We start from the raw sequence: 24,509 nt of genomic DNA, 5'->3' as shown, positions 1-24,509 counted from the left end.
TTTTTACAAGAAGAAGAAAGATAATTTTGAAAATAGTTGAAACTTAACTCGTAGTCTGATAGAAATATAGAGGATGAATATGGCATTACTTATAAAAAAAGGAACAAATCATCCTTTTTCCTTCCTCCTCCAAGTATTCTGAAAATTATGGGTTTTGTGATACGGAATCTGTTCTGGAAATAGACTGTATGGAAACCATAAAATGGCAGACATTCACTAAAACGTCAAAAGTTAGCCAAAAAAAGTTCACCAAAAACTAGGAAGTTATGTTTTAATAGACAGAGAATAGACTATTTTTCAGTCTTAAATCAACTCTTGAATTCAGGTGGACAACCACTGAATGGAATATAGCTAGTTGGTTATACAGAGTGTCTAGAGTGTTTGGAAAATGCAGGAGGAGGAATACATTATGTCAAATTCAAGGGCTCTAGCAGATGCTGATCTTAAAGACAGCGATACAGGCCTTCAAGATACTGCCGAACAACAAGTGTCAGTCTGGAAGGATTTTCTTTCCGTTATCAAAATAGGGATTGTCAATTCAAATGTTATCACAGCATTTACAGGTATCTGGCTGGCACTCCATTTTACAGGCCAGGGATTTCTGACCAACCTGGATACCGTGCTGCTGACGATTGCAGGATCTGCTTTTGTTATTGCGGGCTCCTGTGCCTTAAATAACTTTATAGATATTGATATTGATCCGCTTATGGAGAGCAAAAAAGAAAGGCCAACTGTAACCGGGCGCTTCAGTCCAAAAGTGGTGCTTTCGTTAGGGATCTTCTTTCTTGCTGCGGGGCTGATTCTGTTAGCTTTTACTACTTTGACAGCAGCTGCAATTGGTGCTTTCGGTGCATTTGCCTATGTGGTGATCTACTCGATGTGGGCTAAACGAAAGCTGGTTTCGAATACAATCATCGGCAGTTTTTCTGGTGCTGTCCCTCCGCTTATTGGATGGGCTGCTGTGGAACCTAAGCTTTCTGTGCTGGCATGGATGCTTTTTTTGGTTATGTTCATCTGGCAGCCGCCGCATTTTTATGCGCTGGCTATGAAAAGATGTGAAGAATATAGAGCTGCAGGGATTCCTATGCTTCCAGTGGTCAAGGGATTTAAAGCCACTAAAAGAAGCATGATGCTTTGGGTAGCTGCACTGCTTCCGCTTCCATTCTTTATGATGGATCTTGGATATTCTTTTGTCATTCTTGCGACTATCCTTAATATCGGCTGGCTGACTCTGGCCATCAAGGGTTATAGATCAAAAGATGATCTAAAGTGGGCAAGGATTATGTTTGTGTATTCTCTGAACTATTTAACGATTCTTTTTGTTGCTATGGTTATTGTAACTTCTCTGTAGAGTTCTATTAAGGGGTGGAATTCTTTCTTTTTTTTAAAGAAGTTTATATATAGAGAGAATTGAAGCAGTTAAACTGCTGCAAACAAGACATTTTACGAAAGAGGGGTTTCATTAGCTATGAGAAAACGGCTTCACAAATGGCGTCTGATTTCGATTTTTGCAATCCTGGCGCTTGCTCTGTCAGGCTGTGGAAAACCATTCCTGTCAACCTTAACACCGGCTGGTGAAGTTGCACAGAAGCAGTATGACCTAACGATTTTGAGCACAAGCATCATGGTTTTGGTCATCATTGTGGTAACTGTCATTTTCATCTATGTAGTTACCCGTTTCCGCCGGACAAAGAAAAACGAAAACAAGATTCCGAAACAGGTGGAAGGGAATCACACTTTAGAAATTATTTGGACTGTTATACCTATTCTTTTATTATTAGTCCTGGCTGTACCAACGGTATCCTACACGTTTAACCTGGCGGATGTAGGGCCGATGAAGCAGAAGGATAAGCAGGGGAAAACAAAGGATGCTCTTGTGATCAATGTGAGGGCGAACCTGTATTGGTGGGAGTTTGAATATCCTGATGAAAAAATCATCACGAGCCAGGACCTTGTTGTTCCTACAGACAAGAAAGTATACTTCAATGTTAAATCTTCAGATGTAAAGCACTCCTTCTGGATTCCTGCTGTCGGGGGAAAGACCGATACGAATCCTGAAGGAGAAAATCAATTCTGGCTTGAGTTTGACAGTAAAAGCGCTGCCAAAGTCAAAAACCAGTTTTATGGAAAATGCGCTGAGCTTTGCGGACCTTCACACGCTTACATGGATTTTAAGGTAAGAACGATGTCTCAGGATGATTTTTCAGCATGGACAAAAGAGATGCAGAATGTGAAGAAGCCTGTGGCACAAGGGGATTTGGCCAAAGAAGGCGAAGCGATCTTCAATAAAAGCTGTATCGGCTGCCATGCTAACACACCTAACGACAGCAGGCCGGAAAAAGCACGTACGGCTCCTAACCTGGCCACTTTTGGCGATAGGGAAAGAATAGCAGGGATTCTTCAGCATAACGAAGAAAACCTTAAACGCTGGCTGAGAGATCCTGAAAAAGTAAAGCCAGGGAACTTAATGACTGGTAAATACCAAAAGCTAAGTGAAAGCCAGCTCGACGCGTTAACCGCTTACTTAATGGGGCTTAAGGTTGAGCAATAAAAAACAGACATCAAACAGCGATATAAGTCGCATAGAGTTTCTGCAGCATAAGAGAGTCATTGATTACATAAAAGGCGGCTTTACGATTTACAAAGGGAGGTTTAAACGTGAGTACGATTGCTCAAAAAAAGGGGTTTGGCGCAACCGTATGGGATTACTTAACCACTGTAGACCATAAAAAAATCGCCATTCTATACCTGATGGCCGGGGGAATTTTCTTTTTGGCCGGTGGTTTGGAAGCGCTTTTCATCCGCATCCAGCTGGCAGTGCCAAACAATGATTTTGTCAGTGCCGGTCTTTATAACCAGATTTTAACCATGCATGGAACCACTATGATATTCCTGGCAGCCATGCCTCTGATTTTCGCTTTTATGAACGCGGCTGTCCCTCTTCAGATCGGAGCGCGGGACGTTGCGTTTCCATTCGTCAATGCTTTGGGATTCTGGCTCTTTTTCTTCGGCGGGATCTTCCTGAATTGTTCCTGGTTCCTTGGCGGAGCACCTGATGCAGGCTGGACTTCATATGCCTCGCTTACATTGAACGCGAAGAGCCATGGTGTCGATTTTTATATCCTGGGTCTTCAGATTTCAGGTATCGGTACACTAATTGGGGGCATTAACTTCCTCGTTACCATTGTTAACATGAGAGCACCGGGTATGACATATATGAGGATGCCATTATTCACCTGGTCATCATTTGTAACGTCTGCACTCATCTTATTTGCTTTTCCTGCTCTGACAGTAGGATTATTCCTCTTGATGTTTGACAGGATGTTCGGCGGCAATTTCTTTGATGTTTCAGCAGGGGGGAATACAATCATCTGGGAACACCTCTTCTGGATATTTGGTCACCCTGAAGTCTATATTCTTATACTCCCAGCTTTCGGCTTATTTTCCGAAATATTCGCAACTTTTTCGCGCAAAAGGCTGTTTGGATATTCTTCCATGGTTTTTGCAACTGTGCTGATTGGATTTTTAGGATTCATGGTCTGGGCCCACCACATGTTCACGGTCGGTATGGGGCCGATTGCTAACGCTATATTCGCTGTCGCTACTATGGCCATAGCCGTGCCGACAGGTATCAAAATTTTTAACTGGCTGTTTACGATGTGGGGAGGAAGCATTAAATTCACCACTCCCATGCATTATGCTGTAGCCTTTATTCCGTCATTTGTTGCCGGAGGAGTTACCGGGATCATGAATGCAGTCGCAGCAGCCGACTATCAGTATCATGACAGCTACTTTGTAGTAGCCCACTTCCATTATGTTATTGTCGGCGGTGTAGTATTGGCGCTTCTTGCAGGTACACATTATTACTGGCCGAAAATGTTTGGAACCATGCTCAGTGAAGTCCTGGGGAAAATTACGTTCTGGCTCTTCCTGATCGGTTTCCATTTGACCTTCTTCATTCAGCATTTCCTTGGCTTGATGGGGATGCCGCGCCGTGTATTTACATATCTGCCTAACCAGGGCTGGGATACAGGAAACATGGTGAGTTCAATTGGTGCCTTTTTCATGGGAATCGCAGTTATTATTATGCTTATCAATGTTGTAGTAACCCAGGTCAAAGGTGTGAAGGTAGGAAATGATCCATGGGGAGACGGACGTTCTCTTGAATGGTCCATCCCATCTCCGCCGCCATTCTATAACTTTAAGCAGCTTCCTCTCGTGCGCGGTTTAGACCCATTCTGGATTGAGAAGATGGAAGGGAAGAAGGGCATGACGCCTGCTGAACCGCTTGGTGACATTCATATGCCGAATGCTTCATTCCTGCCTGTCACTATTTCGTTCGGTTTATTCGTTGCAGCATTTGGGATTCTGTTCCATGTGGATGACAAGCCATGGGCACTTCCAGTGATGATTATAGGGCTTGGCATTACTCTGGTATCCATGCTTATCCGTTCTGTGAAGGACGATCATGGATTCCATATTCATAAAGAAGATCTTGAGAATGAGGACAAGGGGGTTAAGGCATAATGCAAGCAGAGGAAAAATTCACTGAAATGACATGGCCTGCCTCGCCTGAAAAAGCAACCCTTGAAGCAAAAAATAAATTTTTGGGCTTTTGGTTTTTCCTGGGCGGTGAAACGGTACTTTTTGGCTCTCTTTTCGCAACCTATCTTGCCTTAAAGGATAAGGTGCCTGATTCCAGCCATCCGCTGGCAAAGGATCTCTTTGAAATGCCCCTAACTTTCTTGGCTACCATGTTTCTATTGGTCAGTTCGCTGACTAGTGTGTATGCGATGTATCATATGAAAAACTACAGCTTTCAGCGGATGCAGGCATGGCTTCTGATCACTGTGTTCCTGGGAGCCTGCTTCCTGGGTCTGGAGGTTTATGAATTTAGAAATTATGTCCATGAGGGGCATACCTTTACCTCGAGTGCATTTGGCTCTGCCTTTTATGCGCTGGTAGGCTTCCATGGAGGGCACGTGGCCTTTGGTTTGTTATGGATCCTCTCGCTCATGCTTCGGAATGCAGGCAGGGGGCTCAATCTGTATAATGCACCAAAATTTTATGTAGCAAGCCTTTACTGGCATTTTATCGACGTTGTATGGGTATTTATCTTTACTGTAGTATACTTAATGGGAATGGTGGGATAACTCATGGAGAATACTAGGCAGACTTCAGCAAACCCAAGAATCGACCTGAAATACAGACGCAAAAAAAATGCGGAGGAAATGAGATATCAGATCATCTCGTTTGCCCTGATGATCTTCCTTACGCTGATTGCGTTTGGAGCGGTTTATTATGAAGGATTTTCTCACTGGTTTGTAGTGCCGTTTATCATGCTTCTGGCAGCGATACAAGTAGTCTTTCAGCTGTTCTACTTTATGCACATGAGCCATAAAGGGCATGAAACACCAGCGCTTTTCCTATTTTCTGGCTTGACGGTTGCATTGATCACGATTCTGACGTTTTTGACCATTACCTGGATTTAAGAGATCCAGGGCACAAAACCAGACATTGCCGGGCTAAAAAAACCCGCAGCGTCTGGTTTTATCATTTCCCGGCATAAGTTTAAACAGCCGGACATTTATGAGGTGTAAATGGGAATTGCATGGGAAACGTGAATGACTTCATGTATAATGGTAGTAACACTAAACACGAGCTTGGAGGGAGTAATTTGCTGCTGGATATGTTCAGTTTCCGGGCTTTATGGAATCCTTTTTTTATGCTGGCCCTTATAATAACCGCTCTTATCTTTTTTGGACTGGCACTCAGATACAGATCTTTATTTCCTGGTGAAGAAAAGCTCACAAAAAAACAGTCTGTTCTTTTTATATCCGCCATTCTGATTCTTTATATCATTAAAGGCTCTCCTTTTGACTTATTAGGGCATATCATGTTCAGTGTCCACATGACACAAATGGCACTGCTTTATTTACTCGTTGTTCCTATGCTGGTTGCTGCGGTCCCTTCTTGGATGTGGAGCAGGATTCTGAAGCCGGCATTCATTAATCGGCCATTTCTGTTCTTTACAAAGCCGCTGATTGCGCTTTTAGTATTCAATGTCTTTTTCTCGTTCTATCATATTCCATTCGTATTTGACTTTCTAATGAAGAATATGCTTTATCACAGTCTATCTACCGTGTTCCTTTTTATCACGGCAATCTTTATGTGGTGGCCGGTCATTCAGCCGGATGGAAAGGATAAAGAGCTTTCAGGTTTGCAGAAAATAGGATATATTTTCGGGAATGGAATCCTGCTGACACCAGCTTGTGCACTTATCATTTTCACCAAGCATCCTTTGTATGGGACTTTTAGTGACCCAGCATCCTGGATGCAGATGATGTCGATGTGTGTTCCAGCTTCATCCTTAAAAGGCATGGGAATCAGCGGCCCTGAACTGCTTAATTGGCTGCCGCTGCTTGAGGATCAGCAGCTCGGCGGAGTGATTATGAAGATCATCCAGGAAATTGTGTATGGATCCATGCTCGGCTATATCTTCTTTGACTGGTACAAAAAAGAAAATAAAAAATCCAGCGAAGAAACAGAAAACCTGTACGAACCGCGTGAAGGCTACTTTCAGGCAGGATCACAAAAAAGCTGATAGATCTCCATAAGGGTGCCTGCGAATAGGCACCCTTTAATTTGACCATTACTAATTAAGCTGGTGCGGGAATCAACCTCCTTGTTCCAAGGCAATAAAGGTAATACATATAGGCCGATAAAAAATCTAACATTGAATTTAATTGTGTCAGCTTTCAAACAATTGGCATTTAAGGCAGGTTATTCTGCTGCTATATGTTGAAAATTAAAGGCTCCTTTTATACAATTACGGTATTGATTCATTCAGATGGTGGTTCATTCTTTATGAATCAAGCTGGGAAACTACTTATATTAGAGAGGAATTTTTTTATGTCGCTACCTGTATTGCCCACAATCAGCACAAGCTTTATAGTACTAAGTGCAATAACCGTTGCAATTGGCTGGGGGCAGATTAAGCAAAGAAAAATAGAAGCTCATAGAAAAACAATGTTTTTGGCGGCTATTTTTGCAATAGTGTTTTTTACCATTTATGCTACTAGAACTGTTTTTATAGGTAATACCTCATTTGGTGGTCCTCACAGCATAAAGATTTTCTATACAATCTTTCTGGTTTTTCATATTACCCTCGCTACAGTGGGAGCGGTTATGGGGATCATTTCTCTTTGGACCGGCTATAAAAATAGACTTTCAATACATAGGAAGCTGGGGCCGGTTACAAGTATTATCTGGTTTTTTACGGCCATTACAGGTGTAGCGGTTTATCTGCTTTTGTATGTATTTTACAAAGGTGGAGAAACGACATCCTTAATAAAGGCCATTCTCGGCTTTTAGAATCAAAATAAGTGTTAGAGGATTAATTATCTTTGCTGCTGAATACAATGTATAAGCAGCATTTTTTTTGCATTCACACTCGCCTAGAGCGAGTTTTCTTATTATAAATTTTATTGTTCAGAAATCCGGCAGAAATACTAATAAAATTGGCAGCAAGGATGCCAAATGGGAGGTACTGCCTGTGGATGATTACAAAACGAATAAAGTAATCGTAATGACCTGTTCCCTTGATTTGGCCAAATCTCTGGTGCTATACAGGGATGAGCTGATTAAACGTTCGCCCATTGTCATGCCTCATTCCTGGCCGTCAAATTTATTCAAGGGATTCCTGCCATTTTATATCGAGGAGTTAGAAACCGATAAAAAAGAATACAGATTCTGGCTTGTGGCGGATTTGAAATTAAAGAAGATGATCGGGGATTTTATTCTGCAAAAAGTTAATCAAAGCACTGGCTATCTTGCCATCTCCTATATAAATCAGGAGGCAGAAATAGAGTATATGGAAGAAAGTTTATATATTTTTATGAAATATACAGTAAAGGCATTTCCTGAACAGATCAAAACGATTGTAGTAGATTGTCCCGAAAGCAAAACCTATCAAATGAGTGTGCTAAAAGAACTGGGATTCCTAATGGAGGAGGAGGACAGCCGCTATGTGCGTTGGGTATTCAACTATACCTGAAGGAGTTCAGGAAGCACAAAAAGAACGCATGCCGCTCATGCGTCCCGCTTCGTCTTATTCATTAATTGCGAACGTTTTCACTTCTTCTTTGATTGTATCGATAATATTTTCGCATTGCTTGACCAAAGAGGCAGGGAAGGATTCGCCTTCTCCATATTCAACGCCGTGCGGATAATAATGTTTTCCCAGGATAGGGGCCATCAGCTGTATATCGGCCTTATTGGAACCTACATCGCCTTCCACCGCATATCCCTGGATGCGGAAATAGAAAACGCCTTCTTTTAACTCGAATTTACGATCATAATTGACTCGGTCATAGTCCCATTGCTCCGAACGGTAAAGCCGGTTCTCATGCATCACAGAATCAAGACGGCCAAGTTCGGCTATGTATTTCTCAATGCCTGTTCCTTCAAATCTCATCTTTATTCCCTCCGATGTTGTCTGGTCTTTATTGTGAATATGGTTCACTTTATATTCCAGATAGAATAAAATACACAATTTTCCTCCTTTTTTATAATAGTACGAATTAATCGTTCTTGCAATGAATTGCAAAATTATTTTGTGAATTCGGATTATGTAAACAAAAACAAACCCTGCAAAAACTGTTTCAGTTAATGTTATAATGAAATACATATACTTCGGAAAACGATGCAGGGAGGGAGGCAGTCCTCTGAAAGTACTGATCAGAGTCATAATTATCGCAGCTGTGTTCTTTTCAATCAGCATTTATTTCAACTTCGGAGAAAAATCCCAAAAAAATAAGGTGCTGAATGGTGAAAAGAACATTACTCAAAAGGAAGATCCGGAAACCACTTCCAGCGGAGGCAGTCTGCAAAGCGGTTCAAAGCTGGCTATGCCGAAAGAAGGACTGGCTGGCATTATCGGGCAGGATACCAAAGACATTATTAAAACATTTGGCAATCCTATCCGTAAAGATATGTCTGCCTATGGGTATGAATGGTGGATTTACAATCAAAATCAAGAGAATTATATCCAGATAGGTGTACAAGGAAGCAAGGCTGTTACGGCTTATGGGACCGGAGGACAGGTGAACGTGGCTCCGTTTAAGATTGGACAGCCGATCAATGAAATTTTTAGCAAGGTGACTATGCCATCATCCATTAATATACAGCAAAATGGGACAACCTATCGATTTGAATTATCTGAAGATGATATGAACACAAGGCCAATCGTTAAATTGGGAAACATCTACGCCCAAATCTATCTTGATAAGTTCACGGGGAGTGTTTCCAGCGTCAGATACCTTGATTCACAGACGCTGGTCAGCCAGAGGCCTTATGAATTGATTTACAGAGGCGAATTGGCACAACCGAAAGAACCTGATGAAAATCATTGGCGGATGATTGAAGAAGGAAATGAAAGACAAATCTATGATCTGACGAATATTATACGGAGCAGATTTGAGCTGAATACCCTGGAGGGCCTTCCAGATGTTTCACAGGTGGCTTTCCTCCATAGCAAGGATATGATGACAGACGAATATTTTTCCCATACGTCCCCTACAAAGGGAGAGTTGAAGGATCGTCTGAAAGACGGGCACATTACCTATACGATTGCAGGAGAAAACATTGCGGCCAACTACGTGGATGGCATTGAAGCAGTAGAAGGCTGGCTTAACAGCAAGGGGCACAGAGATTCACTGCTGAATGATGAATACACAGGGATTGGAGTAGGTGTGTACCGCAAGTATTATACACAGGATTTTATTAGATAAGGGTAAAAGACTTTAGGGGCTCAGGGGAGGGCCTCTTTTTTTGCCGAAAAAAGGGACGCGGGCGAGGCCAAAGACCTGGGGGGGGGGTAGGAGGTCAGGGAGATCCAGCATTGCTTCCGTTAGACAAAACACATTTGAAGGTGCATGGATGAACCTGGGGGCGGATAGGTTCATGCAGATGACACCTGGAAACTATATGCCTGGGATAGGGCTGCGCCCAGAAGTTGATCGCCCCCTGAGAATACTATAGTGGAACTGAGGCAACAAAATCGCCTCACATGCATAGACTGCAATAGGCATATGTCATCCGTATGTGAGGTGGTGCAAAAATGACAGAAAGAAATGAGTCCATCGAGCAATTTAAGCTTTTTGTAAAAAAATACCCCGGCCTTGTTCAGGAAGTGAGAAAAGGCAGGCAGACCTGGCAGGATATTTATGAGGAGTGGTTCTTACTGGGAGAAGAGGATCCTAAATGGGATGAGTATTCGGCAGCTCCGGCCAAGACATCAGCGAAGGAGGAAAAGGATTCGAAAAGTGATCTGGTTTCAACGCTTTTTTCTGCAATCAAAAATATGGATATGGAACAGATCCAAACCCATATCTCCTCTTTAAGCCAGGCAATTTCAGCTGTCCAGGGAATTCTGACCCAGTTTCAAAGCAATCCTGAAAATGCAGAAAAACCCAAGCAGCCTCCAAATCCGTTTGCATTGCGAAAAGATTAGAAAGGAGGCAGCAGCCTTTTGAGGAGCGATATTCTAAGTGTTTTAGAGGGAAATCAAGATTTAAAAACGTATCTCCGGCTTCAGCCTGTGTGGTACAGGAGACTTACCCGCAATCCAAGGGAAATCAGAAAAATGGAAACGGAAGCAGTTTATTTCTATAAAAAATCCATCCCAGACAGAGTTGCCCAATTAACAAATGGAGTACAAATGGCTTCAATGATGCTGTCCATGTTTCAATCCATGAATACAGGTAAATAAGAAGGCTGGCTCAGAAGATAGTTGGGGGCCGGCTTTTTGTCCATTCAAGCCATTGGAATTATCTAAGCAGTTTTGTTGATTTGGGTGAAAGTTTATATTCTGCTTCAATAAATCTCTATACATAGAACAGCTTTAAACAACAATTTTTAAGAAAGAGGCATAATAAAAAGAATTCAAATACTGGTTTCCAGGATTTTCTCATTCGCATTTGTTCAAGGAAAATGCTAAAATAAGGATGGAGGTGGGCTTTTGTGCTTGCTACTATAGAAAGTATGGAAATTCTTGATTATGCAGAGCATATTGCAAGAGCAGTCATTGAATCAGATATTGGTGAACAATATTTCTTGAGTTTATATAAAGTGCAGGCGGACAAGCTTGCACAGGAAAAAATAAGGAAGTTTACTGCTATTAAGGAACTTTATGAAGAAGTTCAGCGGTTTGGAAAATATCATCCGGACTATAGCGAGATTTCCTTAAAGGCAAGGCAGTTAAAGCGGGAAATGGATGTGCACCCGACTATCGCAGAATATAAATTTGCAGAAACCGAGCTGCAGAATCTTCTGGATGAAGTGAGTATGCGGGTGGGAAGTGCAGTATCCAAGCATATCAAGGTCCCTACCGGCAATCCCTTTTTCGACAGCGGTTCTAGCTGTTCTGGGGGCTGCGGGAGCGGTGGAAGCTGCGGCTGTTCTTAATCCATAAATCATTGAGGCTGGCTCAAGTCAGAAGGAATCAGGATTCTCCTGGTACTTTTCTGTGAGTCAGCCTTTTTTCCATTCTGATTCAAAACGGATACAGTCAGGGCATAAATTTCCACAGCAGAACATTTTGCGCTGGGGAACATAAAAACGGTGCCTATAGACCAGGATGCCGCTCTGCTGTCGCACAAAAGCCGTTTTGCTATGAAGCTGCCTGTCTTTGATTACGTCTGCGGCGGCATTTTTTATAACATTTTCAATTACCTCTTTTTCCATCTGCCAATCCTTAACGGATATATACAAAAAGGGAGTTCCTGCAATTTTTTTATAAAGAACAGAAATGATGGCCTCATTCAATAGGAGCTTTTCTATAAATTCCTTCCATATGGTTTCTAAATCCATGATTCCTTCCAGCCTCCCTGGATTGTGTTCTTGGCATTCTATATACCATACCCCGAAAAGGTGGAGAAAAGACGGGATTTATCTAATGACCCTTTTGTTTTAACTCTATTCTAAAAGATTGTTCCTTTCTAGGACGAGGAGTCCATTATAAAAACAGGTTGATTGGAGCGGAAGGTGCGAGACTCTTGCTGGCTAAGCGGGACAGGTGAGACCCCGCAAGCGAAGCTGAGGAGGCTCACCGCCCCCCCACGGAAAGAGAGCATCCTGGAGCGGAAATCACCTCTATGTTCAAATACCACAAAGCTTGTGATAGCCTTTCTGAAAGATTGGTGCTCTTTGAGTTCCCGGGACGATTACATTATAAAAAACAAGTGGTTCGGGCGGGCATCCTGGAATAAATTCAGATTCTTAGTTTCAAAGCCGCAGGGTTTGGGGAAACCTGCAAGCGTTTTGATATTGATATAAAAGAAATTCATGTGCTACACTACATGTAAAGCGTTTATAAGGAGATCTGCTATGTTAGGTTCGAGGCAAAGTATAATTATCTGGATGCATTCCCTGAAACAAGTAAAAATGCTTCGGCGATTTGGGAATATCCATTATGTTTCTAAAAAGCTGAAATATGTTGTTTTATATGCCGATATGGAAGATGTTCCTGCCATATCTGAGAAGTTACAAAGCTATTCATTTGTGAAAAAGGTGGAATTATCCTATAAACCTTTCCTGAAGGTTGAATACGAAAATTCAAAGCCTGATAAAGCAAAGGAATATGATTATAAAATGGAATTATGAAGGTGGAATTTCTTAAGGGAATTCTGCCTTTTCTCTTACTTAGAAGGTACTTAAAAAGTGTACGGCTCTTAACTCTGGTACTAAATAAAAAAATAGGAGTGGAAGCATGGGGCAATATCGTATTGTGGTTTCCGGCAGGGTTCAAGGAGTAGGTTTCCGCTATTTTACTTTATCAAAAGCTCTTGAATTCGATATCAAGGGCTGGGTCCGAAACCGGGAGGATGGGACCGTTGAAGCATCTGCATCAGGTACTGAAAGCCAGCTCAGTGACTTTATTGCAAGCCTTAGAAGAGGGACTCGATTTTCATTAGTGGAAAATCTGGAAATCACACCTGAAGAGGACAGAGGAGAATATGCAGGCTTCAGAATCAAATAATCTTTTAGAACGGGAGGGGCAAAGGCCCTTTCCCGTGTTTTTAGCTTTCTTTATGCTGGTCTGCTGCCGGGGTAAATTCTTTAGCCTTTTGAACGGATTTGATGCAGTAAAAGATACCAGGGAGTACAATCAAACTTCCTGAAGTGAAGTAAATATTACGTGCAGTCAGGTGAATAAAGTCTGCAGATGCAAACAAAAGCCCAAGCGGCATGGTCACCCTCAAAAATAACAGACGGACCGAACTTAGCTGGGGAAGCCGTTCCTTTGGGGCTTCCTGCTGAAAAAGGGAAGCACTGTTTGCATTGAATAAAGGAAAGATAAGTCCCCCTGCAAGTTCACATAAACAAGCTGCATAAACAGAGTGCACAAAGGAGAGCAGTACAAAAGAAAGGCCGCCGCCAGCTAAACCTGCATACATAATGATATTGGTTTTAGGCAATTTGGCTAAGAGAATCATTCCGAGTGTATAGCCGATGGGGAAGGAACCTGAAAATAAGGCGTACTGCCAGGACTCCCCTCCGAGCTCACCTTTAATAAACGGGACGCTTAGAACCATAGACGCCCCTACGGCAAACTGGACAGCAGATGAGAGGAAGGTGAATTTCCGGAGAGCCTTTAGTGTAAAAAAGGTTTTGTAGCCTTCCTTCAATTCCTGCCACCAGAATTTTTTTGACCAAATCTGAATGGCAGTTTCCTCATGTTCCGGGCGGATGAGTAAAAGAGATAGAAAGCTTAATAAGAACATTGCACAGGTAAATATGTATAGGCCCTGCATAGGAAGTGCCATAAGCAGCAGGGAGGCTGCGCCTGGAGCTAAAAAATTCATCAGCCTTAATACTCCATCAATCAGTCCGTTTGCATCGGCAAGCTGAGATTTACTGCAGATATCTGGCAGCAGGGAAAAGGATAGGCTTGCATACAGCGGCTGCAAAAGGCCTAATATGCTTTGCAGAACCACCAGCCCTGCAATGGCTGCAGCATCACTGCCTGAAAAATACCCGGCAAAAGGAAAAAGATATGCCAGGCCCCGGATCAGCTGGATATTGCGAAGTGCTTTCCCCTTTTTAATCCTGTTTAAGAACGGGGCACCGAAGAACTGCAGAGCTAATGAAGGAATAAAATATACGAGCCAGACAGCTCCCAGCCATTCTCTGGAACCTGTTATATCATATAACAGCAGTCCATTGATAATCCCGCCGGCCGTTCCTCCGAATTCTGATACAATTTCACCCGCCAATAGGGCTTTAAAGGATCTTGAATAGCCCGTCATGGCCTTTTCTCAAAGAAGAGGGCTAAGCTTTTATGAAAGGACAGGATTTTAGGCAGATCAGCTGTGTAAATTCCCTTGTCCACTTTTACAAACTTAGCGGCCTTCAGCAGGGAGAGCTGATGGTGCAGGGTTGTTTTGGAAATATTGAATTGGACACTCAGCTCCTGAAGGGCAAGAGGTCCTTTTGTAAGCTGGTAAAGCAGTTTGAGGCGCAGGGAGTCACTCAATGCTTTATGTCCGCGGACCAATTCCTGGGCCGGCTGCCCGGGCTCCAGCAGATATTCCTCTTTCACAGGATAAAACAACAGGAATGTATCTTTTGTCCGAAGCTTTAAGATCCATGGTGAATAGCAGATGTGAGGGATCAGCTTGATAGTCCAGATGGAAGGCCCCGGGATATATCTTATTCCCCCAGTGATTCTTTCTATCACTGACACAGGATTCTCCAGGTCCAGATCTTTATTTTGCTTTGCTTCAAATTCGAGGATATCCATCCATTTTTGCCAGCTTCCATTCCTGCTGGCAAAGGTTTCCCAGCCGGTTAAGGCATTTTTATATAATTCCTTCACTTCCGTAATGCCCAGACGGGAAAGCTGAAGAATGTATGTAAGAAGCCGAGGCAGATTAGATACGGTCCTTCTAAATTGGGCGCCATGGAATTCTGGCACCCTGTTAATTGGGATCATTCATTTCCTTTACATATTTTTGATACTCCCTAAATAGTAGAGTGGCAGCCTGTCTGCTGATCCGTTCACTGTTTTTTAAAATTCCTAGATACAGGGACTGGTCGGGAAGCATGGCGAATAACTGCTGTGCCGGCCCGCCATATAAGTCATCTGTATTGACCTCGATCAGCCAGAGACTTCCATCCGCATCGATTCCAAAATCAATCCCGATATCGAGAAAGCTATGATATTTATCCAGAATACCGCAGACCTGCAGGGAGGATGCCAGCAGCCTTTGCTGTATAAGTGAGGTTTTTCCCTGTAAGAGTTCTGTAAGGATCTCCTCGGTAGGCTTCACTTCCCCAGAACTAATGGCTACATTCGAAACGATCGAACCCTGTCCGCCAATCCGGACGAGGTCGCCTGCGTAGAGCCAGCCTTCCTCAAGATCCTTTTGAAGATGTGTGCGGATATCAAACGGCCGGCCCCTGCAGGATAAGAGAGGGGCAGTCTGCTGGACGAGACATAATTCTTCCTTATAATAGCTGGCTAAATCATCATACAGTTCTTCTATATTCTCCTTTATTCTTGGAGTGTCTCCTTGGATAGACAGCGAAAAGGAGGATTCCCCGCAGACGATCCTACCGACTTTACTGCCGCCCCAGGAAGATACACTTTTAATATAGATGTCTTTATATTTATTTAGCAGGATAGAAAATGAGTCACGGGAGAACAGGAGTGTCTCGGGCAGGAAGAAGGGAAGATCCCTTTCTGCCTGCAGCAGCTTATGCATATTCCATTTGTTAATAAAGGCTCTTTCTGGGTCAAGGGGGTATCCTTCAGCCATCCCGCCATTCCTCCATTAACTCATTAACGTTCACACGGACAATCTGATTATTTTGGTCTACATATACAATCCTTGTCTTTAGGGAAGCAAGCTCCTCTTCGTCATATAGACCGGTGCTTAGTATAATGACCAAGTCGCCCTTTTGGAATAAGCGGGCTGGAGGACCGTTCAAGCAGATTACCCCTGAATGTCCTTCGCCTGGTATGGCGTACGTTTTCCATCTTGCTGCGTTGCGCAGGCAGGTAACCTGAACGATTTCGTAAGGAAGTATATCAGCTTTTTTCATCAGCTCTTTATCAATGGTTATGCTGCCCGGATAGTCTAATTCTGCTTCTGTAACCGTGGCCCTGTGAATCTTCCCTTTACACATATACCTTTTCATAAAGCCTCCCAGATTAATTGTTTCATTTTTAGCTGCTTTATACGTTACACCATATGTAGCGGCAGAAGTATTGTTGCAGAATGGCCGGAAGAAATGAAGCCGGATACGGAAAAAAGCAGACTTGAAAAAAGCCTGCTTGCGTAACAATATCCGTAATATACCAAAAGTCACCTCCCCTTACTGCAGAGGAGGGAGATATTTATTCATCCGCATAATGCCGATGAGGTATTGGAAATAAAGCTCTTTTTCTGCAAAATCGGAGGAGGGCTTAACCTCCAGCTCAATGATCTGCTTTTCAAGTGAGTCTGCCAAATCTTTGAAAAGCTCATATCGTTTATTTGGAGTATGGTGGGGGTTCGGTATTCCTTCCCTGCAAATATAGATAGGCAGAAAATCACCAGGATGGGTAGGTTCCATCGAAATGGCAAGCGAAGTAGCGGGTTTATTGTTCTTAATGGTGTGGAGAGCAAATAACCTGCGGGTCCTATTTCCTGCAGACTTACCCAAAGAAAGCAGTTCGTAAAGATCGGAATAACCTTCACCAAGTTCAATAAATCTTTGAATCATGAAAACACCTCTTTTTCGTATCATATCAGCAAATTATACTCTATCATGCCACGTATCATAAGGGAAGGAACTGCAGATAGAAATAAAAAAACCTGCAGAACATTCTGCAGGCCCCTTCTATATCCCTTAACAGGAAAGAAGGCAAAGGGAGAGGAGAAACCGGAGGAAGAACTTATGGGGAAACGTAAGTCTTCTCCGCGGTTGGCAACAACAATCTCGGATGAGATGCTGTTACTAGTAAGTATGGCCAATTCGCCAGCTTCTATTCATGGGAAGAGAAATTTTTACTCGGATACAGGTCCGGCATTTTTCCAGGTAATTGCGGCAAAATATATAGGAATTGCGTCTTTTCACACCATCATTGCATCAAAATTAGGTTTATTGCGTCAGACTTTTAGATAATTGCGTAGTTTTGAAGGCACCGTTCTCCGCTTTTCGTGATGTCCAGCTGCGAACTGAGACCCTCGAGTCATAAGCCAAGAATGCCAGGAGAAGAAAAGCGCTTCTCCCGGCATTCCCGTCTTATGCTTTTCGGGTCTCTGCCTTCCAATAAAATTGAGTTAAGCTTGATACATTGAGAACACCAAAGAATTATATAATACATTAGCACTACACAAATAGTCCGTTTGATGAATAGTCACCATATAAGCCTTCTGCCATAATAAACCTTAACAAAGTCCATATAGGGGCTTGGCCCTGCACTGGTTAGTGGTATCCATTCGACTAGTGCGGGGTTTTTTATTTGAGTTTTATTATGTTAAACCATAAAATGTTAAGTACAGAATATTCAGATAAGGGGGTGTCTTAGTGGCCAGGCTGGATTTTCAGACTAGGGAAAAATACTCGAAGGTTTTTCTTTTTTTTATTACGTTTATGGGATGGTTGTCCATATTCTATTCAGCTCTCACTCTTACTGTTCGTGACAAGCCGTCATTTATACTATTGTTCATACTGTTTCTCTTTATAAGTGAGTATTATCCAATGCCGGTATGGAAAGGGTTCACGGCTATCTCATTCCCGTTAGTATATGTTCTTTATATCTTATTTGGCACTCATTATACTGCACTTTGCTATGCGTTAGTTGTGCTAGTTGTTAATCTGCTGCATCGGCGCCCTCTGAGAATTATTCTTTTTAATCCGGCTCAACTGGCTTTAAGCATTATCCTCAGTACTGCTATGCTTTCTTTATTTAAACCTATGGCCGAAGCTAGTTTACAGTCAACTGTAAAGACCGGTATTGCCGAGTTTTCAATTTTATTATTCTTCTTCTTCCTCTTTAATAATTTAATAGTTGACTTAGTACTGATCATTCGTCCTCAGCCCTATTCCCTCAAGATGTGGAAACAGAAAACGATAACCGAACTCAATAATACGTTAATTTCTTTAGCGTATGGAATCCTGCTTTACATATTGGGCAGCCAGAATCGCGGTGAAATTGATGTGTTTTCATACTTTTTCTTCTTTTCTCCTCTTGTGGGACTTAGTTTATTAAGTTCAACAATCGCCAGGCTTAAACTGGAGAAGAAAAAGCTGAAGGCGTTGTTTTCAATTACTACCGAACTAAATCAGATTGTTCCTAAGTCAAAGTGGAATTCAACTTTAAAGGAGAGTTTCTTTCAATTTATGAATGTGGAAGCAAGTATCTTATGGATAAAAGAAAATGGGATATGGCGGCATAGATATCAAGAAGGAAGGACTTCCTTGTCGCATTCGCTTTCAGCAGTGGTGTACGATCAATTCGAGTCGATGAAGCACCCTATAATTTATAACGACCGAAAGACAAATGTCGGTATTGCTGAAGACTGTTTCGACAGGGATCTCAAATCTTTTGTGTACTCTCCTCTGGTTGTGGATCACGAAACGGTGGGTATGTTTATTGTTGCTAGAAGTAGAACAAAAAGTTTTACAAATGAAGATGTGCAGTCACTGGCAACTCTTTCTAATCAGCTTGCAGCCGTAATCAAAACGCAGATGCTTCTTTCTGAAAAAGAAAAACGCTTAATTCTGGAGGAAAGGAACAGAATAGCACGAGAAATCCATGATGGAATCGCCCAGACATTGGCCGGTGCAGTTATGAAACTGGAGACAGCAGGGAAAATTTATATGAAAAAACCGGACGAAACGTTAAAGCTAGTGAACGAAAGTGTCTTCAGACTAAGAGAAAGTTTAAAGGATGTACGGGAATCTATATATGCCCTTAGGCCGTACCCGACCGAAAAAGCGGGACTTGTAGCGGCAATCTTTAGGAAAATAGAAGATCTCAAAAAGGAATACAAACAAGACATACAATTTGAAAAGAGAGGTACAGACTTTGTTCTAAGTCCAATGGCAGAAAAAGTGCTGTACGATTCTTTTCAGGAAAGCATCCAGAATGCAATAAAACATGCAGAAGCTTCTAGGATTGAAGTTTTACTAAGCAATCAGGCTGACCATATTCTGCTCAAGGTAAAGGATAACGGGAAAGGATTTTCGCTCTTCCAGGCGATGATCAAAGCTCAAAAGCAGCCGCACTTTGGCATCATGCAAATGAATGATGCCGCCGAAAAACTTAATGCATCACTTCAAATAGACAGTAAAGAGGGTGAAGGAACAAAAGTATTAATAATGGTTCCAAAAATGGGTTTTGAAGGGGAGGAGATTCATGATCAGGCTCATGCTAGTGGATGATCATGCAGTTTTAAGGGATGGTCTAAAAAGTATATTGGAAATGGAGGACAACATAGAGGTTGTAGGAGAAGCCGTCTCTGGTGAAGAGGCGTTAATGCAGGTTCCGGTCTGTAAGCCCAGTATGATTTTAATGGATATCAATCTACCTGAGAAGAGTGGTGTTGAAATAACAGGTCTCCTTAAGAAGCAATATCCTGATATCAAAGTCTTAATCCTTACTATGCATAGCCATGAAGAATATTTTATGTCTGCTATCAGGGAAGGGGCTGATGGTTATTTGTTGAAGGATGCTCCTTACGGTCAAGTTATCGAAGCAATTCGTTCGGTTGCCAAGGGAGAATCATTCATCCATCCCTCTATGACTAAAAAGCTGCTATCCTTTCATAAGCAGGCAAAGCCTGAAGAATCTACTTTGACAGAGAGGGAAAAGGAAGTCCTGCTCTGCCTGCTTGAAGGCTTAAGCAATAAAGAAATTGCAGCAAAATTATTTATCAGCGATAAGACTGTCAAAATACATGTTAGTAAGATCATCAGAAAATTGAATGTAAAGAGCAGGTCACAGGTGGTTATTTATGCGGTACAGAACCAGCTTGTTCCTATACCTCCGGGTTCCTGAAAAGGAACCCTCTTTTTGTGCCCTGGGTATGGAACCGATTAGGATACTACTTTAGTAGTAAGCTCGATAATACTACAGTATATCTACCCTTACACCTTATGCAGAATAGTGGTTTTTGATTAATCATGAGAAAATACAAAAAAGCATAGGAGATGAAAAAATGAAAATAAAGGCTTTGATACTTTCTGCATCCCTATTAATAGTAATGTTTTTCTTACCCGTTGCAAAAGCAGAGGAAGCTGGCGGCGCATTTATCGACCCTGATTTGAGTCAAGTATTAGTGGATGCGGTGAAACCAGTTGAGGTAATTATTACGTTTAAAAACGAAGAAAAAGTCTCACCCAAATCACTGCAGCTGCTTAAAGATGTGGGTATAACTAAAGGAATTACTTTTAACAAGCTGCCGATTGCCGGGGCTCTAGCTACGAAAGGACAAATAAACAAACTCGTCACCGGGGAAAATATTTTATCAATTTATCTAAATAAAACACTTCAATATGAAAATGAAGAAGGCACCGAATTGACCGGCGTGGATAAAGTGAGGACAAATGAAACCATAAGATCCCTAAACGGGGGACTTCCCGTTTCGGGAAAGGGCATTGGGGTGCTCATTAACGACAGCGGGGTGGATGGAACGCATAAGGATTTACAATTTGGACAGCATCTTGTCCAAAATGTATTGGGTGCAACGAATCTTCACGCCATAGATACATTATTACCTGTTTCGTATATTGAGAATGTACTGAATACCGATAATAACTCCGGCCACGGCACCCATGTTGCTGGAATTGTCGGTGGAACAGGGGCGATGTCAGGAGGCAAATATGAAGGCGCCGCACCTGGATCTAATCTAATTGGCTATGGCTCAGGTGCAGGACTTGCAATGCTTGATACCATTGGCGGATTTGATTACGCACTTACCCATCAGCAAGCCTATAACATTCGTGTAGTTACAAATTCCTGGGGCGATACCAGCGACTCGGGAACAGCGTTTGATCCGTTCAACCCGATCAATGTTGCTACTAAAAAGCTGTATGATAGAGGAATTACAACCGTTTTCTCAGCAGGGAATTCCGGGCCAGGTGAATCCACGATCTCCGGTAATTACAAAAAAGCCCCGTGGGTAGTCACAGTGGCGGCAGGCGACATGTCTAGGAATCTCGCAGATTTTTCTTCCAGGGGTAAAAAAGGTTTCGGAGGAATGGTAACTGTGGACGGACAAACTTGGATGTGGGAAGACAGTCCCACAGTTACATCACCTGGAGTTAATATTATTTCAACAAGAGTATTGGCACCAATCCCGCTTTTAGGAGCAGCGGATGATGTGCAATTTATCCCGCCTGCATATATTCCATATTACACCACCATGAGCGGTACATCTATGGCTGCACCTCATGTGGCAGGAATTATTGCCTTAATGCTTGATGCTGACATGGAGCTTTCTCCTGCTGAGATTAAAAGTATTCTTAAATCCACGGCTACCCCGATGACAGGCTATGAGACCTGGGAAACAGGAAGCGGTTATGTTAACGCCTTTGGGGCAATTGAAAGGGTTTTTCACATAGGACAATAATCTTTTGATCAGCAGGGCTGACTCACACTCGAGTCAGCCCTGCTTGCAGTTACATAGGTACTATATTCCCTATATCCTTTGTATTATATCTGAATACTCCATCCGGAGATTCAAAATAGAACCTTTGCGGAATAGAAAGATTCCCAAATTTTAAGGATAATCAGACTAAGATTTTCAATATTTCGAAAATGGAGGAGAGCAGATGAAACGCTGGATTTATGTGTTTTTAGCCCTGTTATTATTTTTACCACAATTTGGAGCCAGGCAGCAGGAGGCATACGCTGCTGACGAAACGAAAGGAATTGTAGATCCGTTAATAGAAAGAGCTCTTGAAACAGCAACCTCTCTGCAGGTTATCGTTTCTTTCAAAGGGGACGGCCCTCCGACTGCATCTCAGCTTGGTCTTCTAAAAACCCTCGGTATAAAAACAGGGGTTTCTATGAAATCACTTCCGATTGCAGGTGTGATTGCCACCAGATCACAGATTGAAAAACTCTCAGAATCCGGAGAAGTGCAATCTGTCTACCTTAATAAAAAGCTGAGCTATTTTAACGAAGAAGCTACCAACGTAACCGGAGTGGATAAAGTAAGAACCGATCAAGGATTTCAAAAAGTCAATAATGGCCATCCGGTAACAGGTAAGGGCATAGGGGTAGTTATAAATGATAGTGGAGTCGACGGTACTCACAAGGACATTGAACTTCATAAAAACCTGGTTCAAAACGTACTGGGTTCCACAAACCTTAATGCACTTGAGCCATCGCTTCTTCCGGTTACATACCAGGAAAACGTTCCGAATACGGATACAAATTCCGGACACGGGACTCACGTTGCTGGAATTGTTGGAGGCACGGGAGCCATGTCTTCCGGCAAATACGAAGGTGCAGCACCAGGGGCAAACTTAATTGGATACGGTTCAGGAGCCGCGTTGTTTGTCCTGGATGGCATCGGTGGTTTCGATTATGCCATCACACATCAGACTCAATTTGATATTCGAGTGATTACAAATTCTTGGGGATCAAGCGGCGCTTTCGACCCTAATGATCCGATTAACATAGCAAGCAAAAAAGCATTTGATAGAGGGATCACTGTATTATTTGCTGCTGGTAACGAAGGGCCTGGAGAAAACACACATAACCCTTATGCAAAAGCGCCTTGGGTAATCTCCGTTGCGGCTGGTGAGAAAAATGGAAAATTGGCTGAATTTTCTTCACGGGGAACAAAAGGAGTGGGAGGGACTTTCTCTGCGGATGGCCGGGAGTGGACATGGAAGGATGAACCGACGATAACTGCTCCAGGTGTAGATATTGTATCAACAAGAGTTATTGGACCTGTATCCACCTTAGCCGCTGAACAGGATGCACAGACCATTCCGCCTGCTTACCTTCCATATTATACGACTATGAGCGGAACTTCGATGGCAACACCTCATGTAGCTGGAATAGTCGCTTTAATGCTTGAAGCAAACCCTTTACTTTCTCCATCAGAAATAAAGGATATCTTGCAAAAAACCGCGACAAACATGCCAGGCTATGAAACCTGGGAAGTGGGATCAGGATATGTAAATGCCTATGCGGCAGTGGATCGGATATATAACGGAAAAGAGTACGGAAAAACGGTCAATGCATCTCAAACTTTTAACAGTAACGTTCAATCATCAACTGAACGCAAAGAATTTTCGGTCGATTATAATCCAGTTACATCCCTAACCACCAATCAATATGAATTCACAGTTGAAGCAGGATTATCTAGCCTTGTTGCGAAAGTGGACGGCAAGGGATTGCTTGAGGAGACCGGCAACCCTATTAACCTCGTCCTTATTGCACCAGATGGAAAAGAATTTAGTTCAGGGGTAAGTCTATTATTCCCGCTATATACAGACCGCACCGTTTCCGTTTTATCTCCGGTTTCCGGTCAATGGAAAGCTGAAATTAGGGGAATCAGGGGAGATGAAGCAAATCCAATTGGAATTGGACTACCCGAAACAGTGAAGGGTTCCTTAGCCTTTACGAAGGTTACCGGCTTCACCGGTTTAAGTGATATAGTCGGCCATCCTGCTTCAGAAGCAATTAAAATGGGTGTGAGTGAACGCTTATTTGACGGCTATACAAGCGGAACATTTAAGCCGTCTTCCCTATTAACCCGTTCCGAACTATCAAGGTATCTAGTGATGGGAGCGGAAATCCGTCAATCACTGCCAGCAGCGGGACAGAATTCATTCACTGATGTAGAAGCAGCGGACCTGCCATTTGCAGAGGCAACAGTAGCAAAAGGCTCAGCATTCAGGGACCAGCAGCAAATCCAAAAAGGAGTAATTTTAGCTAAGGGCCCTGGTAAATTTGCGCCTAAGGACGGAGTCACAAGAGCAGAACTCGCATACTCTTTAGTACAAAGCTTAGGCTTACAGAAGGATGCTGAGAACTTTACCGGGCAGGTTACCGTTCAATATAAAGATGAACGAATAAATATTGAAGATGCTGGTAATATCCCTGCTGAGTTAAAAGGGTACGTACAGCTGGCTTTAGATCTTAATATACTTAACGCTTCATTCTCTATAACACAGGGTCCGTATGATTTAAAACCGGTAGTAAAAGCAAACTTCAATCCTGATAGCAAAATGACAAGAGGTGATTTTGCAATTGCTATGACAAGATATTTTAGCGCTTTTCTGAAATAGTTGATGTGGAGCGAGGCAGTATTATTTAGCTGTCTTGCTTTTTTTATGGTTTAAAACAATAGTTTGTAAGGTTGAGTGAATACTGAACTCAAGCAGGGGCCTTCGAGTCTCAAGCCAATCCGTCTATGGGAAGGAAAGCACTTCCTACACCCGGATCGTCTTATGCTTTTCGGGTCTCTGCCTTCCAATGAGTCTCCTTTGTTTAA

General features: G+C 42.6%; 27 protein-coding genes. 20 read left to right on the top strand and 7 right to left on the bottom strand.

The window, feature by feature from the left end; genetic code table 11:
* Positions 1–409 precede the first annotated feature (409 nt).
* The 8 genes from cyoE (at position 410) to H539_RS0102265 (ending at position 8,056) form a co-directional block, all read left to right on the top strand.
* Positions 410–1,351, top strand: coding sequence for a heme o synthase (gene cyoE, locus H539_RS0102300; protein ID WP_026692168.1), 942 nt, complete (start codon positions 410–412; stop codon positions 1,349–1,351).
* 117 nt (positions 1,352–1,468) lie between these two features.
* Entirely contained in the window at positions 1,469–2,551 is a 1,083-nt protein-coding gene (coxB, locus tag H539_RS0102295; RefSeq protein ID WP_026692167.1) for a cytochrome c oxidase subunit II, read from the top strand.
* 107 nt (positions 2,552–2,658) lie between these two features.
* Positions 2,659–4,527 (top strand): cytochrome c oxidase subunit I, encoded by a 1,869-nt coding sequence (gene ctaD / locus H539_RS0102290; RefSeq protein ID WP_026692166.1) that lies wholly within the window; start codon positions 2,659–2,661, stop codon positions 4,525–4,527.
* A complete protein-coding gene (locus H539_RS0102285; RefSeq protein ID WP_026692165.1) occupies positions 4,527–5,153 on the top strand; it encodes a cytochrome (ubi)quinol oxidase subunit III in 627 nt (208 codons plus the stop codon). Before ctaD ends, H539_RS0102285 begins: the two co-directional genes overlap by 1 nt.
* A 3-nt stretch (positions 5,154–5,156) precedes the next feature.
* Entirely contained in the window at positions 5,157–5,492 is a 336-nt protein-coding gene (ctaF, locus tag H539_RS0102280) for a cytochrome c oxidase subunit IVB (protein WP_026692164.1), read from the top strand.
* Between the two features lie 185 nt (positions 5,493–5,677).
* Positions 5,678–6,604 carry a cytochrome c oxidase assembly factor CtaG gene (gene ctaG, locus H539_RS0102275; RefSeq protein ID WP_026692163.1) on the top strand — a complete coding sequence of 309 codons (927 nt, stop codon included), beginning with the start codon at positions 5,678–5,680 and terminating at the stop codon, positions 6,602–6,604.
* Between the two features lie 308 nt (positions 6,605–6,912).
* Positions 6,913–7,374, top strand: a complete 462-nt coding sequence (locus H539_RS0102270; RefSeq protein ID WP_026692162.1) for a DUF420 domain-containing protein — start codon at positions 6,913–6,915, stop codon at positions 7,372–7,374.
* 181 nt (positions 7,375–7,555) lie between these two features.
* Positions 7,556–8,056, top strand: a complete 501-nt coding sequence (locus H539_RS0102265; protein ID WP_026692161.1) for a hypothetical protein — start codon at positions 7,556–7,558, stop codon at positions 8,054–8,056.
* Between the two features lie 54 nt (positions 8,057–8,110).
* On the opposite strand, the gene H539_RS0102260 is transcribed toward H539_RS0102265, so the two are convergent.
* Positions 8,111–8,476 carry a YugN family protein gene (locus tag H539_RS0102260; RefSeq protein WP_026692160.1) on the bottom strand — a complete coding sequence of 122 codons (366 nt, stop codon included), beginning with the start codon at positions 8,474–8,476 and terminating at the stop codon, positions 8,111–8,113.
* A 202-nt stretch (positions 8,477–8,678) separates the two neighbouring features.
* On the opposite strand from H539_RS0102260, the gene H539_RS0102255 reads away from it, so the two are divergent.
* The 5 genes from H539_RS0102255 (at position 8,679) to H539_RS0102235 (ending at position 11,466) form a co-directional block, all read left to right on the top strand.
* Complete coding sequence (locus H539_RS0102255) at positions 8,679–9,791, top strand: CAP domain-containing protein (RefSeq protein WP_155889922.1); 1,113 nt, start codon at positions 8,679–8,681, stop codon at positions 9,789–9,791.
* Positions 9,792–9,831: 40 nt separating this feature from the next.
* On the top strand, positions 9,832–10,041 hold the full coding sequence (locus H539_RS0102250; RefSeq protein ID WP_026692158.1) for a phosphotransferase-like protein: 210 nt from the start codon (positions 9,832–9,834) through the stop codon (positions 10,039–10,041).
* A 79-nt stretch (positions 10,042–10,120) separates the two neighbouring features.
* Positions 10,121–10,513: a YlbD family protein gene (locus H539_RS0102245; RefSeq protein WP_026692157.1), complete on the top strand. Its 393-nt coding sequence runs from the start codon at positions 10,121–10,123 to the stop codon at positions 10,511–10,513.
* 18 nt (positions 10,514–10,531) lie between these two features.
* Positions 10,532–10,771, top strand: coding sequence for a YlbE-like family protein (locus H539_RS0102240; protein ID WP_026692156.1), 240 nt, complete (start codon positions 10,532–10,534; stop codon positions 10,769–10,771).
* A gap of 251 nt (positions 10,772–11,022) precedes the next feature.
* Positions 11,023–11,466, top strand: a complete 444-nt coding sequence (locus tag H539_RS0102235) for a YlbF/YmcA family competence regulator (protein ID WP_026692155.1) — start codon at positions 11,023–11,025, stop codon at positions 11,464–11,466.
* A gap of 66 nt (positions 11,467–11,532) precedes the next feature.
* Here H539_RS0102235 and H539_RS0102230 read toward each other — a convergent pair whose 3' ends face one another.
* Positions 11,533–11,871 carry a hypothetical protein gene (locus H539_RS0102230; RefSeq protein WP_026692154.1) on the bottom strand — a complete coding sequence of 113 codons (339 nt, stop codon included), beginning with the start codon at positions 11,869–11,871 and terminating at the stop codon, positions 11,533–11,535.
* A 516-nt stretch (positions 11,872–12,387) separates the two neighbouring features.
* Here H539_RS0102230 and H539_RS0102225 point away from each other — a divergent pair.
* Together H539_RS0102225 and H539_RS0102220 are read left to right on the top strand one after the other, a co-directional pair.
* Entirely contained in the window at positions 12,388–12,663 is a 276-nt protein-coding gene (locus tag H539_RS0102225) for a YlbG family protein (protein WP_026692153.1), read from the top strand.
* Between the two features lie 106 nt (positions 12,664–12,769).
* Positions 12,770–13,039 (top strand): acylphosphatase, encoded by a 270-nt coding sequence (locus H539_RS0102220; RefSeq protein WP_026692152.1) that lies wholly within the window; start codon positions 12,770–12,772, stop codon positions 13,037–13,039.
* Positions 13,040–13,079: 40 nt separating this feature from the next.
* Here the strand turns inward: H539_RS0102220 and H539_RS0102215 are convergent, their stop codons facing one another.
* From H539_RS0102215 to H539_RS0102195, 5 genes are all read right to left on the bottom strand, one after another.
* Complete coding sequence (locus H539_RS0102215; RefSeq protein WP_026692151.1) at positions 13,080–14,309, bottom strand: MFS transporter; 1,230 nt, start codon at positions 14,307–14,309, stop codon at positions 13,080–13,082.
* Complete coding sequence (locus H539_RS27565; protein ID WP_051348406.1) at positions 14,306–14,995, bottom strand: ArsR/SmtB family transcription factor; 690 nt, start codon at positions 14,993–14,995, stop codon at positions 14,306–14,308. Before H539_RS27565 ends, H539_RS0102215 begins: the two co-directional genes overlap by 4 nt.
* Positions 14,982–15,821 carry a YheC/YheD family protein gene (locus H539_RS0102205; protein ID WP_026692150.1) on the bottom strand — a complete coding sequence of 280 codons (840 nt, stop codon included), beginning with the start codon at positions 15,819–15,821 and terminating at the stop codon, positions 14,982–14,984. Before H539_RS0102205 ends, H539_RS27565 begins: the two co-directional genes overlap by 14 nt.
* Positions 15,814–16,203 (bottom strand): aspartate 1-decarboxylase, encoded by a 390-nt coding sequence (gene panD / locus H539_RS0102200; protein WP_026692149.1) that lies wholly within the window; start codon positions 16,201–16,203, stop codon positions 15,814–15,816. The genes H539_RS0102205 and panD overlap by 8 nt, the downstream gene beginning before the upstream one ends.
* A 177-nt stretch (positions 16,204–16,380) precedes the next feature.
* On the bottom strand, positions 16,381–16,770 hold the full coding sequence (locus H539_RS0102195; protein ID WP_026692148.1) for a DUF7147 family protein: 390 nt from the start codon (positions 16,768–16,770) through the stop codon (positions 16,381–16,383).
* A gap of 174 nt (positions 16,771–16,944) precedes the next feature.
* On the opposite strand from H539_RS0102195, the gene H539_RS31285 reads away from it, so the two are divergent.
* From H539_RS31285 to H539_RS0102170, 5 genes are all read left to right on the top strand, one after another.
* A complete protein-coding gene (locus tag H539_RS31285) occupies positions 16,945–17,172 on the top strand; it encodes a hypothetical protein (protein WP_155889921.1) in 228 nt (75 codons plus the stop codon).
* 579 nt (positions 17,173–17,751) lie between these two features.
* Complete coding sequence (locus H539_RS0102185) at positions 17,752–19,437, top strand: GAF domain-containing sensor histidine kinase (protein ID WP_245602111.1); 1,686 nt, start codon at positions 17,752–17,754, stop codon at positions 19,435–19,437.
* Entirely contained in the window at positions 19,412–20,053 is a 642-nt protein-coding gene (locus H539_RS0102180; protein WP_026692146.1) for a response regulator, read from the top strand. The genes H539_RS0102185 and H539_RS0102180 overlap by 26 nt, the downstream gene beginning before the upstream one ends.
* A gap of 160 nt (positions 20,054–20,213) precedes the next feature.
* Positions 20,214–21,626: a S8 family serine peptidase gene (locus H539_RS0102175; RefSeq protein WP_026692145.1), complete on the top strand. Its 1,413-nt coding sequence runs from the start codon at positions 20,214–20,216 to the stop codon at positions 21,624–21,626.
* Positions 21,627–21,828: 202 nt separating this feature from the next.
* A complete protein-coding gene (locus H539_RS0102170; protein ID WP_026692144.1) occupies positions 21,829–24,303 on the top strand; it encodes a S8 family serine peptidase in 2,475 nt (824 codons plus the stop codon).
* Positions 24,304–24,509 lie beyond the last annotated feature (206 nt).

It is taken from the genome of Peribacillus kribbensis DSM 17871 (assembly GCF_000430765.1).
GTDB lineage: Bacteria > Bacillota > Bacilli > Bacillales > DSM-1321 > Paraperibacillus > Paraperibacillus kribbensis.
The sequence above is the reverse complement of the archived record's forward strand: the minus strand, read 5'-3'. Positions and strand labels throughout refer to the sequence as shown.